Annotated in this window: 12 protein-coding genes and 1 pseudogene; all 13 read right to left on the bottom strand. The window is 65.1% G+C overall.

Annotated features, from left to right (window positions below):
* Window positions 1-2: 2 nt before the first annotated feature.
* The 13 genes and pseudogenes from ACMGGN_RS05315 to ACMGGN_RS05255 all read right to left on the bottom strand — a co-directional run bounded on the left by ACMGGN_RS05315 (window position 3) and on the right by ACMGGN_RS05255 (window position 13634).
* Window positions 3-698 (bottom strand): response regulator, encoded by a 696-nt coding sequence (locus ACMGGN_RS05315; RefSeq protein WP_046785228.1) that lies wholly within the window; start codon window positions 696-698, stop codon window positions 3-5.
* Window positions 695-3349, bottom strand: a complete 2655-nt coding sequence (locus tag ACMGGN_RS05310; RefSeq protein ID WP_414156507.1) for a DUF4118 domain-containing protein — start codon at window positions 3347-3349, stop codon at window positions 695-697. Before ACMGGN_RS05310 ends, ACMGGN_RS05315 begins: the two co-directional genes overlap by 4 nt.
* A 46-nt stretch (window positions 3350-3395) precedes the next feature.
* The gene (kdpC, locus tag ACMGGN_RS05305) at window positions 3396-3947 is read right to left on the bottom strand and encodes a potassium-transporting ATPase subunit KdpC (protein WP_125924917.1); all 552 of its coding nucleotides are present in this window, start codon (window positions 3945-3947) and stop codon (window positions 3396-3398) included.
* 10 nt (window positions 3948-3957) lie between these two features.
* Window positions 3958-6012, bottom strand: a complete 2055-nt coding sequence (gene kdpB, locus ACMGGN_RS05300; protein ID WP_119687477.1) for a potassium-transporting ATPase subunit KdpB — start codon at window positions 6010-6012, stop codon at window positions 3958-3960.
* 10 nt (window positions 6013-6022) lie between these two features.
* Window positions 6023-7716, bottom strand: a pseudogene (gene kdpA / locus ACMGGN_RS05295) (potassium-transporting ATPase subunit KdpA).
* Between the two features lie 9 nt (window positions 7717-7725).
* The gene (gene kdpF, locus ACMGGN_RS05290) at window positions 7726-7815 is read right to left on the bottom strand and encodes a K(+)-transporting ATPase subunit F (RefSeq protein ID WP_039602773.1); all 90 of its coding nucleotides are present in this window, start codon (window positions 7813-7815) and stop codon (window positions 7726-7728) included.
* A gap of 176 nt (window positions 7816-7991) precedes the next feature.
* Complete coding sequence (locus ACMGGN_RS05285) at window positions 7992-9044, bottom strand: AI-2E family transporter (RefSeq protein ID WP_042112064.1); 1053 nt, start codon at window positions 9042-9044, stop codon at window positions 7992-7994.
* Window positions 9045-9056: 12 nt separating this feature from the next.
* On the bottom strand, window positions 9057-9848 hold the full coding sequence (locus ACMGGN_RS05280) for a DUF4892 domain-containing protein (protein WP_119687479.1): 792 nt from the start codon (window positions 9846-9848) through the stop codon (window positions 9057-9059).
* Between the two features lie 109 nt (window positions 9849-9957).
* On the bottom strand, window positions 9958-10812 hold the full coding sequence (locus ACMGGN_RS05275) for an alpha/beta hydrolase (RefSeq protein WP_115274290.1): 855 nt from the start codon (window positions 10810-10812) through the stop codon (window positions 9958-9960).
* On the bottom strand, window positions 10809-11597 hold the full coding sequence (locus tag ACMGGN_RS05270; protein WP_115274289.1) for an alpha/beta fold hydrolase: 789 nt from the start codon (window positions 11595-11597) through the stop codon (window positions 10809-10811). The genes ACMGGN_RS05275 and ACMGGN_RS05270 overlap by 4 nt, the downstream gene beginning before the upstream one ends.
* Window positions 11598-11769: 172 nt before the next feature.
* The gene (gene sixA, locus ACMGGN_RS05265) at window positions 11770-12228 is read right to left on the bottom strand and encodes a phosphohistidine phosphatase SixA (protein WP_046785236.1); all 459 of its coding nucleotides are present in this window, start codon (window positions 12226-12228) and stop codon (window positions 11770-11772) included.
* Window positions 12225-12572 carry a DUF4389 domain-containing protein gene (locus ACMGGN_RS05260; protein WP_046785237.1) on the bottom strand — a complete coding sequence of 116 codons (348 nt, stop codon included), beginning with the start codon at window positions 12570-12572 and terminating at the stop codon, window positions 12225-12227. The genes sixA and ACMGGN_RS05260 overlap by 4 nt, the downstream gene beginning before the upstream one ends.
* 36 nt (window positions 12573-12608) lie before the next feature.
* A complete protein-coding gene (locus ACMGGN_RS05255; protein ID WP_046785238.1) occupies window positions 12609-13634 on the bottom strand; it encodes an NAD(P)H-dependent glycerol-3-phosphate dehydrogenase in 1026 nt (341 codons plus the stop codon).
* Between the last annotated feature and the right edge of the window lie 123 nt (window positions 13635-13757).

Genomic DNA, 13757 nt, shown 5'->3' with positions numbered 1-13757 from the left:
CCCTAGCAGGAAGGCGCAACCAGCCTGTACCCCACCCCGGCCTCGGTAATGATGAACCGCGGTGCTGTTGGATCATCCCCCAGCTTCTGCCGCAAATGCCCCACTACAATCCGCAGATAATGGGTGTTCTCCACGTGCGTCGGGCCCCAGATATCCTTGAGCAACTGCTGCTGGGTAATCACCCGCCCCGGGTGCCCGGCAAGTTGCGCCAGCAACGCATATTCCTTGCGGGTCAGCGCCACCTCAGCGCCCTCAAGCGTCACCTTGCGAAATGCGAAGTCCACAGTCAAAGGCCCGAAGCTCGCCGTCACCTCGCTCCCGCCCGCTTGCGGCACCTGGCGCAACAACGCACGTATCCTGGCCAGAAACTCCTGGATGCCGAACGGCTTGGTCACATAGTCATTGGCTCCGCTATCCAGCGCATCGACCTTTTGCACTTCACTGGCGCGCACCGACAGCACCATTACCGGCACTGCACTCCACTCGCGTAACTCGCGCAGCACCTGCTGCCCGTCCATGTCAGGCAAGCCGAGGTCAAGCACCACCAGGTCAGGCTTGGCCAAGGCAGCCTGAGCCAGCCCTTCGCTACCGGTGGCCGCCTCGATTACCTTGTAGCCTTGTGAGGCCAGGCTGATGCGCAGGAACTTGCGGATCTGCGGTTCGTCGTCAATGACCAGGAGGGTGGCAGACTGGCTCATGGGGTTTCGCTTTCGGCTTCGGGTTGTTGGGGCAAGGGCAAGCATAAAGTGATGCAGGTACCAAGGCCATCGATGCCTTCGCTGACCAGAATCTGCCCACCATGGGCGCCGATCATGCCTTGACAGATCGCCAGGCCCAGGCCGGTGCCCTGCCCGCCGCGGTCGCCGCGGGCCGCGGTGTAAAACATGTCGAAGATTTTCTCGCGTTCAGGCACGGGGATGCCAGGCCCTTGGTCGCTGACCGCGAACCGCAATTGCTCGTCGTGCACCGACACCTGCAGTTCGAGGCGGCCTTGGGCGGGCGAAAAGCGCGCTGCGTTTTCCAGCACGTTGATCAGCGCCTGCTCGATCAGCGCGGCGTGCACGAACAGCAACGGCAACTCGGCGGGCACCTCGGTGTGCACGCTCAGAGGCGCGAGCACCACGCGTAGGCGGTTCAGGGCACTGCCGACGATATCGGCAGGGGCGACCCAGTCGCGGGCCAGCTTGAGGCCGCCGTGGCCCAGACGGGTCATGTCGAGCAGGTTCTGGATATAGCGGTCAAGGCGTTCGGCTTCGTTGCGGGTACCCTCCAACAGTTCGCGGCGGTCTTCGGTGGGGATGGCTTCGCCCAGCGCCAGCAGGCTGTCGATACTGCCACGCATGGCGGTCAGCGGAGTACGCAAGTCGTGGGAGACAGAGGCCAGCAACGCACTGCGCAACTGCTCGGTCTCGCCGTGCAGACGGGCGGCTTCCAGTTGTTCGGCCAGGCGAGCCCGGGCGAGGGCCTGGGCCAGCGGTTGACCAAGCGCCATGAGCAGCCGGCGCCGCTGGGCACTGAGAGGGTCGCCGGACTGGGGGCGTACGCCGAGCATGCCCAGGGGATGATCGTCAACGGTCAACGGCCACCACCACCATCGGCCATCAGGCAGGGTGTCGCTGCCATGGCCGGCGGCCTGCCCATGTTGCCAGGCCCATTCGGCGGCGGCGCGTTCGTTGTCGCTCAGGACCTGGGCCTGGCCGCTGGCCACTTGCAACTGCCCTTCGGGATTGCGTTCGAGCAGGCACACGTGCACGTCCTGCCAGCCATTGAGGTGCTGGCCGGCGGCGTTGAATACGGCTTGCCGGTCGGTGGCGACCGTAAGCCGTCGCGACAGGTCAAGCAGCTGGTTGGTCTGCGCCTGGGTTTCGCGAAGAGCCTGCAACTGCCGGCGCTGACGCGCAGCGAGGTTGCCGGTAAGCGCAGCCATGAACAGGAAGAACACCAGCGTCAGCACGTCTTCTTCGCGCTGGATGCTGAAGGAAAAATTCGGCGGGATGAACAGGAAGTCGTAGGTCAGGAATGACAAGGCAGCACAGGCCAAGGCCGGGCCCAGGCTGCTGCGCACCGCAACCAGAAGTACGGCGGCAAGGAACACCAGCGAAATATTGGGCAGCGCCAACACGCTCGACACCACCCAGGACAAGCCCGTCGCCAGCACGGTCGCGGCCAGTGCCAACAGATAGTGGCGCCATACCCACACCCGCCGCGCGGCCGAACTTGCCGGGGCCGGCTGGGCATCGCGGTCGAGCACGTTGATCTCAAGCCCGTGGCTTTCGCGCAGCAACCGCGCAGCCACGCCTGCGCCGAACAGTCGACGACGCAGGCGGTCCCGCGACTGACCTACCAGCACCAGGCTGGCTCGGCGCTCGCCGGCATGCTGGATCAGCGTGCGTGCCACCTCGCCTGCGCGCAGCAGCACCACTTCCCCGCCCAGGCGCTCAGCCAGTTGTTGGGCCGCCTGCAAACGCTGCCGTGCGGTTTCGTCGCGCAGCCGCCCGTTGTCCACATGCACCAGGCTCCAGGGCAAATGCCGACGCTGCGCAACCCGGCTGGCATGGCGCACCAGGCGTTCGGCCTGATCGTCACCATCGACACCCACCAGCAGACGCCCGCGCAGGGCCGGCGCCTCTTGCCCACGCTGACGGTAGCCGTGGGCCAGGTCGGCATCGACCTGCGCGGCGGCGGCCTGCATGGCCAGCTCACGCAACGCGGTGAGGTTGGTCTGGGAAAAATAGGCATCGATCGCAGCCCGAGCCTGCTCGGGCACATAGACTTTGCCCTCACGCAGACGTTCGAGCAGCTCGCGTGGCGGCAGGTCGATCAGCACCAGCTCGAAAGACTCCTGCAGCACCCAGTCCGGCAGCGTTTCACGCACGTGCACGCCAGTGATGTCGCGCACCTTGTCGTTGAGGCTTTCCAGGTGCTGGACGTTGACCGTGGTGTACACGTCGATCCCGGCGGCCAGCAGTTCCTGAACGTCTTGCCAGCGTTTGGCGTGGCGGCTGCCCGGGGCGTTGCTGTGGGCCAGTTCATCGACCAGGGCCAAGCCGGGGGCGGCTTTCAGCAGGCCGTCAAGGTCCATTTCCTCCAGGGTGACCCCCCGGTATTCGCTGCGTAGCAGAGGATGCTGGGCGAGGCCTGAGAGGAGTGATTCGGTTTCGGCACGACCGTGGGTTTCGACTACGCCTGCCAGTACCTGCACGCCCTGGCGCTGTTGGGCGTGGGCGGCCTGGAGCATGGCGTAGGTCTTGCCTACGCCAGGGGCTGCACCGAGAAATACCTTGAGCCTGCCACGGCCTTCGCGCGGCAGGTTGGCCAACAACGCGTCTGCGCGGGCTGCGTCACTCATGCTTCATCCTTCAGTGGTGCCACGATCGGCATTGTCCGGGCCTGCTTCATCGCGCCAATTTGCTCAAGGCCTGGTTAAGAGCCAGAACGTTGACCACAGGCGGCCCGATCAATGGGTGGAGGGTGGCCCCTTCCAGCAGGGCTTGCAAGCGCTCTACCGGTATCTGGCGCGCCGCCGCCACCCGCGGAATCTGGTAGGCCACGGCCTGCGGTGGCAAATGCGGGTCCAGGCCGCTGCCCGAGGTGGTCAGCAAGGCTTGGGGCACCGGCCCCTGCCCTGCCTGATACAGCTTCGCGGCATCGCCCGCTACCCGTTCAGCCAGCGCCGGGTTGCTTGGCGACAGGTTGCTGGCACTGCTGGCCACGGTGGCATAAGCCCCCGCCGAAGGCCGCGAATGAAACCAGCCATCCCCCTGAAAATCCTGGGCGATCAGTGCCGAGCCGCGCACCTGGCCCTGCTCATCGCGGACCAGGCTGCCATTGGCCTGTTCCGGAAAAACCACTTGGGCAACACCGGTCACCGCCAGCGGATACAGCGCGCCGGTGACCACCGCCAACAACAGGATCAGGCTCAACGCCGGGCGTACATATGTGTTCATGGTGGCCTCCTCAGACCAGGTGCAAAGCGTTGAGCAACAGGTCGATCAGCTTGATCCCGGCAAATGGCACGATGATGCCGCCCAGGCCGTAGATCAGCAGGTTGCGCCGCAGCAGATGGGCAGCACTGGCCGCCTGCACGCGCACGCCACGCAGCGCCAGGGGGATCAGTACGATGATGATCAGCGCGTTGAACACGATGGCCGAGAGGATCGCACTCTGCGGGCTGGCCAGCTGCATCAGGTTGAGCACGCCCAGTTGCGGGTAAATGGCGGCGAACAACGCCGGCAGGATGGCAAAGTACTTGGCCACGTCGTTGGCGATGGAAAACGTGGTCAGCGCGCCACGGGTCACCAGCAGCTCTTTACCGACCTGGACCACGTCCAGCAGCTTGGTCGGGTCGCTGTCCAGATCGACCATGTTGGCGGCTTCGCGCGCGGCCTGGGTGCCGTCGTTCATGGCCATGCCCACGTCAGCCTGGGCCAGGGCCGGGGCGTCGTTGGCACCGTCGCCGCACATGGCCACCAGGCGGCCATCGTTCTGCTCCTGGCGGATGCGCGCCAGCTTCTTCTCCGGCGTAGCTTCGGCCAGCACGTCATCCACGCCGGCCTCGGCGGCGATGGCCGCGGCCGTCAGCGGGTTGTCGCCGGTCACCATCACCGTGCGGATACCCAGCTTGCGCAGCTCGGCGAAGCGTTCGCGGATGCCAGGCTTGACCACGTCCTTGAGGTGGATCACACCGAGCAGGCGCTTGTCCACGCACACCAGCAGCGGCGTACCACCACTCTGGGCGATGCGTTCAACTTCGCGGGCCAGCGCCAGCGGCATTTCCAGGCGCTGCATGCCGACGAAGGCGAGGACCGCATCAACGGCGCCCTTGCGGTAGCGATGCTGCTGAAAATCGATGCCCGACAGGCGTGTCTCGGCACTGAAGGCAATGGCGTCGAACTGCCCCACGCCCGGTTCGACGAAGTCATGCAGCTGGCGCAGGTACTCGACGATCGACTTGCCTTCGGCCGTGTCATCGGCCAGCGACGCGAGCAAGGCGCCCTCGCCCAGCTCCTTGGCGGTCACCCCGGTGGCTGCATGCAGGGCGCTGCAACGGCGGTTGCCAAAGGTGATGGTGCCGGTCTTGTCGAGCATCAGCGTGTGCACGTCACCGGCCGCCTCCACGGCACGGCCCGAGCGGGCGATCACGTTAAGGCGCACCAGGCGATCCATGCCAGCGATGCCGATGGCCGAGAGCAGGCCACCAATGGTGGTCGGGATCAGCGTCACCAGCAGTGCAGCCAGGAAAATCAGTGGCAGACTGCCGCCGGCGAAGTGGGCGAATGGCTGCAGCGTGACCACTACGATCAGGAAGATCAACGTCAGGCCGATCAGCAGAATGTCCAGCGCGATTTCGTTGGGCGTCTTCTGTCGCTTGGCGCCTTCGACGAGGGCGATCATGCGGTCCAGGGTCGATTCGCCAGGGTTGCTGGTGATGCGAATGAGCAGCCAGTCGGAAACCAACCGGGTATTGCCAGTGACGGCCGAGCGGTCACCGCCGGATTCGCGAATCACCGGCGCAGACTCACCGGTGATGGCCGCTTCGTTGACCGCAGCGATGCCCTCGAGCACCTCGCCGTCACCCGGGATCATCTCACCGGCCACGACACGGACTACGTCGTCCTTGCGCAACTGCGCAGCGGCAACGGTCTCGAACGTGCCGTCGCGCATGCGGCGCTCTGCGGTCAGCCCTTGGCTGCCGGCCTTGAGGCTGTCGGCGCGGGCCTTGCCGCGGCCTTCTGCCAGGGCTTCGGCAAAGTTGGCGAACAGCACGGTGAACCACAGCCACACCGCGATCTGCACGGCAACGCCGGTGCTCACGTCACTGCCGGGGGCAAAGCACAGCACGGTGGTCAGGACGGCGGTCAGCGCGACCACCAGCATGACCGGCGAGCGCTTGAGCTGACGCGGGTCAAGCTTGACGAATGCTTGCACCAGCGCCGGGCGCCACAGCGCAGTGAAGCGGGTCTGGTCCTTGGCGCTGTGCCGGGCGTTCACTTCAGGAATGGGCATGTTCATGGTCGGTTCCTCAGAAACCCAGGCTCAGGTGTTCAGCGATTGGCCCAAGGGCCAGGGCCGGCAGGAAGGTCAGGCCGCCCACCAGCAGGATGGTCACCAGCAGCAGGCCGGTGAACAGCGGGCCGTGGGTAGGGAAGCTGTTCAGCCCTTGCGGCGCGCTTTTTTCGCGGCCAGGCTTCCGGCCAAGGCCAGGATCGGCAGGATGTAGCCAAAGCGGCCGATGAGCATGGCCAGGCCGATCATCACGTTGTGGAACACGGTGTTGGCGCCGAACCCGGCGAACGCCGAGCCGTTGTTCGCGGCGCCCGAGGTGTAGGCGTACAGCAACTGGCTGAAACCATGTGCACCCGGATTGCTGACCGCGCCGGCAGGGCCCGGCAGGCTGGCGGCAATGGCACCAAGCACCAGCACGCCGACCGGCATCACCAGCAAGGTTGCCACCAACAGTTGCACTTCCCGGGCCTGCAGTTTCTTGCCGAGGTATTCCGGGGTGCGGCCGATCATCAAACCTGCCAGGAACACCGCGATCAGCACGAACAGCAACATGCCGTAGAGCCCCGCGCCAACGCCGCCGAAAATCACCTCGCCGACCATCATGTTGACCATGGCGACCATGCCGGTAAGCGGGTTGAGGCTGTCGTGCATGGCGTTGACCGACCCGTTGGACGCTGCGGTGGTGGTTACCGTCCACAACACCGAGCCGGTCGTGCCGAAGCGGCTTTCCTTGCCCTCCAGGGGTGCGCTCTGCTGAACCTGCGCGCTGTCCAGCGCCGGGTTGGGCTGGTGCTCCGACCACAGCGCGGTCGCGCCGCCAATCAGGAACAGGCCCAGCATGCAGGCCAGAATCGCGCGGCTTTGGCGCAGGTCCTTGACGTAATGGCCGAAGGTGAAGACCAGGGCGGCCGGGATCAGGATGATCGAAGCCACCTCGAACAGGTTGCTCCAGGCCGTTGGGTTCTCGAACGGGTGTGACGAGTTGACGCCGAAGAAGCCGCCGCCGTTGGTCCCCAATTGCTTGATGGCGATCTGGCTGGCGGCAGGGCCGAGCGGAATCGTCTGGTCAGCACCTTGCAGGGTCACCGCATGGGCGTAGTCGGCGAAGGTCTGCGGCACACCCTGCCAGACCAGCAGCAGCGCGAGCACCAGGCACAACGGCAACAGGCCGTAAAGGGTGGCACGGGTCATGTCGACCCAGAAGTTGCCAATACTGCTGGTCGAGCGCCGGGAGATGCCGCGGCACAAGGCGACCAGCACGGCCAGCCCGGTAGCGGCGCTTACGAAGTTCTGCACGGTCAGGCCGAGCATCTGGCTCAGGTAACTGACCGAGGCTTCACCGCTGTAAGCCTGCCAGTTGGTGTTGGTGACAAAGCTCACCGCAGTGTTGAAAGCCAGCGACCATTCCTGGCCGGGCAGGTGTTGCGGGTTGAGCGGCAGGTAACCTTGCAGTAAAAGTACGCTGAAGAGCAGCACGAAACCGGCCAGGTTGAACGCCAGCAGCGCCAGGGCGTACTGCTTCCAGTTCTGTTCCTGATCGGCGCGCACGCCGGCCAGCCGATAGCAGCCCCGCTCCACCGGCCCAAGTAGCGGCGTCAGCCAAGTCCGCTGGCCCTCCATGACGTTGAAGTAGAAGCGCCCGAGCCAGGGTGCCGGCAGCAGCACGATGGCGAAAAACGCCAGCAGCAACGCGAAGTCATAACTGTGCATGGCCGCTCCCTAGCTGCGATCGGCGCGCAGCAGCGCCATCAGCAGGTAAACCGCCAACGCCACTGCCAGTAGCAGTGACAGCCCGTCGAGCATGTTCATGTGTGGATCTCCCCTGGTTACGGCTTGGGCCGCTTTGGGGGAATTGTCCAAGGGAGGGGCGTAAAGGGGCGAGATCGAGGGGTGGGGCTGGAAATAAAGAATGCGTAAAGATCAGATTTGTCGTGTTACCTGCACCGGCCCATGCGCAGGGCAAGCCCGCCCGGGCCGACGCAAGGTTAACGTTGTGGCGTTGGCTGCCCGGCGTTGCGGCTCCAGTCCAGCAGCAGGCTATACCCTACCGCCAGCAGGGTTGGCCCGATGAACAGGCCAATGAAGCCAAAGGCAATCAAACCGCCAAACACCCCGAGCAGCACGATCACCAGCGGCAGGTTGCCGCCCCTGCTGATCAGGTAAGGCTTGAGCACGTTGTCCACGCCACTGATGACGAAGGTGCCCCAGATACCCAGGAACACCGCCATGCCGTACTCACCCTGCCATACCAGCCAGGCAGTTGCGGGTATCCACGCCAGTGGCGGCCCCATGGGGATCAGGCTGAGCATGAAGGTGACCAGGCCCAGCACGATGGCCCCCGGCACACCGGCGATCAGGAAGCCGATCAAGGCCAGCAGTGCCTGTGCCGCCGCAGTACCGATCACCCCGTTGACCACCCGTTGCACGGTGCCCGCCACCAGCTCCAGGTAATACTCGGCGCGCTCACCTACAAGGCGGTTCAGCAAACGCAGGACGAACGCCGCCAGGCGCGGGCCGTCACGATAGAAGAAGAACACGAAGACCAGGCTCAGCGTCAGCTCCAGCACACCACTGCCGATCTGCGCACTGCGTGCCAGCAACCAGTTGCCGACCTGGCCCAGGTGAGGCTTGACCGACGCGATCAGCGCGGCGCCCTGCTGGTCGAGAGACTGCCAGCCGCTGACCAGGCGTTCACCGACCAGGGGAATGCCGCCCAGCCACGCGGGGGCATCAGGCAAGCCATCGACCTGCACGTCGCGCACGAAGGCGGTGGCGTCCCGAACATGGTCGGCGAGGTTGAAGCCCAACCACACCAACGGCAAGGCCACGATGAGTATCCAGGCCGAGGTCAGCAGGCCTGCCGCCAGTGTTTCACGCCCACCCAGTGCGCGTGTCAGCAGGCGCATCAGCGGCCAGCTGGCAAACGCCAGGATAGCCCCCCACAACAACGCGGAAATGAAAGGTGCCATCACCCACAACGCAGCGCCGAGCAAGGTCAGCAGGATAATCTGGATCAGCAGGCGATCATTGTTGGCCATGGTGGCGCTCATTCAACGGATCAGTTCCAGGTGCAGGCCATCGGTGGGGGCATTGCCGACTTCGAGCCGGTTGCTGCGTACACCGGCCCTGACCAGCTGCTCGCGCCAGACCTCAGCCTGGGGACCGCTGAGGCTTGCACGCAACGTGCTGTCCAGGTTCAGGCTGCGACCCAACAAGGTCACCCAGGAAGGTTGCGGCACAGCCAGGTCGGGGTAGTCGAGCTTGCCCGTGTCGCGCATTTCGCGCAGCACCGTAGCCGGCGTAGGCATCAGTTCACCCAGCGGGCTGCTGGCGACGAACTCTTCCACGTGCAGGTAGGCGCGGCGGTTGCCGCGGGTAACGCTGTAAAGCGCTACCAGGGTGTCTGCCTCTTTGGCGGAGCGGCGCAGGAGGATGAACGCCTGCTGCTCGTCACCGCCATTGAGCCGCGCGCTGCCGAATACCTCATTGCCCCACAGGCTGGCTTCGCCACAATCGCGGCCCTGACACCAGAACAATGGGTAACCGCCATCGCGCTGCAACGCTTCGCGGGCACTGGTGAAGGCTTCACGAGCCGTACGCTCGGCCGGCAGTTCGTAAGTGATGGAACTTACCTGCCCTCGGCTCTCGACCTTGTCATCCACGCGCAGACGGCCGCTGATCTTGCGTAGCGGGCCCATTGGGTAGACCCGCTCCTGCTCGACTGCCGGGCGTTGTTCGACCACTTTGGCATCCACGGGCACGGGCAGGGCGCCGGCCCACAGCAGCGGGCTTACGAGCGCCAGGCAGGCGCCGGCAGTACGAATCATGACGGGCACGCTCATCGGCGACCCGCGCGGCGGCGAGCGCCGTAATGAAGCTCCAGGATGTCTGGCAGTTGCATGGTTGTCTCCCTGTTCAACCCGCCAAGCCTCGACACTTGTCCGGCTCAAGTCAAGCAAAGCCAAAGAAGCGATTGATACAGTCTGCGACAAGGGCCGCGCCGTGTTCATCGTTCAGGTGCAGATGATGGCCACCGGGCAGCACCTTCTGTTCAAAGGGTAGCTGTTGCAGCAGCTCAGCGTGGCGCGCCAGCATGCCGTCGGCCGCCACCACCAGGCACGCCGGGCAGTTCACCCGGCGCACGTAGGCCATGGCCTGGGCATGGCTCAAGCGCACCGGCGATGGCAACGTCAGGCGGCTGTCACTGCGCCAACTGTAACCGCCAGGCACCGGCATCAGGCCGCGCTGGGCGAGCAACTCGGCAGCGTCCCGGCTGACCGCGACCATGCCCTTCATGCGCGCCTGCACGCCCTCCTCCAGGGTCTTGTAGACCGACTTGCGTTTGCCATCCAGGCGCAACTGGGCTTGCAGCGCCAACCCCAGGCGCTCGCCGGCATCCGCTTCGGCGCCGGTCGGCGGGATGACGCCGTCGATCAGCGCCAGATGGCTGACCCGCTCTGGCAGGGCGGCGGCCAGCTGCACAGAAATGATCGCCCCCAGCGAATGCCCCAACAGGGCAAACCGTTGCCAGCCCAGTTGTTCGGCAACCCGCAGTACATCATGGGCGTAGTCGGCCAGCGCATAGCCGGCGCCTGGCGGGCGGTGCTGCGAGTAGCCATGCCCGGCAAGGTCCAGGGCGAGGATGCGCAGGCCTTTCAATTGCGGTGCGAGGCGGGCAAAACTGTTGGCATTGTCCAGCCAGCCATGCAGGGCGATCACCGGCAGGCCGTCTTCGGGGCCGAACAGGTGAGCAGCCAGCTCGATATGACCCAGGCTGAGGCGGACTTCCTCCACGTGGGCACTCATGCCTGGCCCCAGCGGTCGAACAGGCCTTTGATCAGGCTGGCAGTGTCCGTCGGCCGCTCCAGGGGGAACATGTGCCCACCGGGTACGCTGTGGTACTCGCCCTTGGGCATGCCGCGCACAGCCAGCGTGTGGTGGCGACGAATCACGTTGCTGCGCTCACCCCGCACCATCGCCAGTGGCACCTGAAGCTGCCGCGCAGGGGCCGGGCTTGCGTGAGGGATGCTGCGGTAGATGCTGATTTCGGTAGCCGGATCGAAGCGCAGGCGTACCCCCTGCTCCATGTCTTGCAGGCCATGCTCGAGGTAGGCTTCCAGGCAGTCGGGGTCGAAATGCCGGAACAGCTTTTTGCTGGCGAAATAGTCCCGTGCGCTGGCGCGGTCGCTGAACGCCTCGCGCCGGCCCAGCGTGCGGCCTGCAGGGGTGATGCGGTCAATGAAGCCAAAGCGCTTGGCGGTGCGCAGCAACCACTGATCGGCGCGGGTCAGCACCGGTGAGTCAAGCATGACCACACCGCGGTAGTAAGCAGGACACCGCAGGGCTGCATGCAGGTGCAGCACACCACCCAGCGAGTGGCCGACACCCCACACCGGCTGATCCTGCCTGGCCAGGTGGTGTAAAAGCTCATCCACCAGGCTCTGCCAGTTCTCATTCACCGGAAAACGGGGGTCATGGGCATGCTGGGGCAGATGCTGCACCTGGTAATCCGGCGCCAGGGCCGCGAACAGCTTGCCGTAGGTGGCCGACGGAAAGCCGTTGGCATGGGCGAAGAAGATCTGCTGCGACATGGCACCTGGTCCGGTACGAGGATGATGGCCCATTGTCGGCATCCCGCGGGCGCTCGGCAACGTCCGTAAAGGTCATCGGCGAGGGCGATCAGGTCACCAGGCGCTGACGAAGCCGGGCTGCGAGTAATCGGCTGGGGCACGGCAACAGGCGCAAACGCCCGTTGCCGACCACTCAAGGGGCGTGCTGCAGGGCCTGCAGGGTCATCAGCCCCGCCAGCGGCCAGTCGCCTTCAAGCTGCGCCAGGCTGGCGGTGCTCAAAGGCGCAGGCTGTTGCGCGTGGCCATGCTCCAGCATGCCGACCAGCGCACCCACCAACGGCTGGTGGCTGACCAGCAATACGTGCTCAAGCCCCAGGCGTTCGAGTTCAGCGATCACCTCCTGCACATTGCTGTCGGGCGTCAGCCAGGGCACGGTGCGCACCGGCTCGGCGAAACCGAGGGTGTCATGCACCAGGGCGGCCGTTTGTTGAGCACGCACGTAGGGGCTGGCAATGATGGCCTGCAGCGGCTGGCCGAGCAGATGCGCAGCACTGTGCAGCACCTGCTCGCGGCCGTGGGCAGTCAGGCGCCGCTCGGCGTCGGTGTTGGCCCTGGGCTCTGCCTCACCGTGGCGCAATACCCACAGCTTCACAGTTTGGGCTCCTCGTCGCGCACCGGGTGGGGTGCAGGGGCAACGGCATGCGGCGCTTCGCCTTCCGGCGCACGCGGCGTGGGCCAGTCTGCGAAAGGCCACGGCTTGCTGTCGGTATGGAAGGTGCCAAAGCGACCGATCTGCGCCAGGTACTGGCTCAAGCTGTCGCCGAAGTTCATCAGGCTGGCGCTCGGCGCGCCGTAGATCAGACGGTAGATGAGCTGCACCAGCACCAGGCCGCCGAGCAGCAGCTCGGCCAGTTGCCACACCACCAGAAACACCAGCATCCACAGCACGCGCAGGATGATCGACTCGCGCTGGGCGCGCTCAGGGGTATCGTTCATGTGTCGCTCCTTGTTCTGTTCAAAGCCGCTAAAGGCTCAGTTGAAACCGCTGATGGAAATGAAGTCGACGTCGGTCTTGGGCTCGGCGCGCATCAGGCGCTCGATCACCTGGTTCAGCGTGCGGCCTTCGAAGAGGATGGCATGCAGCCCTGCTACCAGCGGCATGTAGACCTGGACCTCTTCAGCCTTGGCCTTGAGCACCTTGAGGGTATTGACCCCTTCGGCCACCTCGCCCAGGCGACTGACCGCCTGCTCCAGCGTCAAGCCCTGGCCCAGGGCGTGACCGACCTGGTAGTTGCGGCTCTTGGGCGAAGAACAGGTGACGATCAGGTCGCCGACCCCGGCAAGGCCGAGGAAGGTCATGGGGTTGGCGCCCTGGCTCACGGCGAAACGAGTCATTTCGGCCAGCGCACGGGTAATCAGCATGCTCTTGGTGTTTTCGCCCATGCCCAGCGCCACGGCCATGCCAGCAATGATCGCATAGACGTTCTTCAGAGCCCCACCCAGCTCGACACCGAAGCGGTCGCTGCTGGCGTAGACCCGGAAGGTACTCCCGTGCAATACCGCCTGCACGCGCTGGCAGAGGTCTTCATCTTCACTGGCGACCACGGTAGCGGTGAGCGCATGCTCAGCGATCTCGCGGGCCAGGTTTGGCCCGGACAACACACCGATTCGCGCATCGGGCGCGATCTCTTCGAGGATCTGGCTCATCAGCTTGAAGCTCTGCGCTTCGATGCCTTTGGTCAGGCTGACCAGGCATTTGCCGCGCAGCAGCGCGGCATGCGGGGCCAAAACGCTGCGCAAGGCGCTGGAGGGCAGCGCGACGAAGATCAGGTCGCTGTAGTGCAACGTGGCCAGCAGGTCGTTGACCGGCTCGACGCCGTCATGCAGACGGATGCCTTTGAGGTAGCGCGGGTTCTCGCGATTGACGCGCATGGCCTCGGCCTGCTCAGGGTCACGCATCCATTGGCGTACCGGCACGCCGTTCTGCGCCAGCAGGTTCGCCACGGCGGTGCCGAAGCTGCCGCCTCCCAGAACTGCAACAGGTTGCTGTTCAGTCATATTCAATCCGTTAAAGCCATAAGTTAAGTGGCGACCGGGCCATTATACGGCAAGCTGCAAGCTGCAAGCTGCAAGACACAGCGCCCTCATTGGCCACAAGGTTTTCTTGTAGCTTGCAGCTTG

The organism is Pseudomonas sp. BNK-30 (assembly GCF_047456185.1).
Taxonomy (GTDB): Bacteria; Pseudomonadota; Gammaproteobacteria; order Pseudomonadales; family Pseudomonadaceae; genus Aquipseudomonas; species Aquipseudomonas putida_E.
Note: the sequence above shows the minus strand (reverse complement) of the source record. Positions and strands in the feature narration are given on the sequence as shown.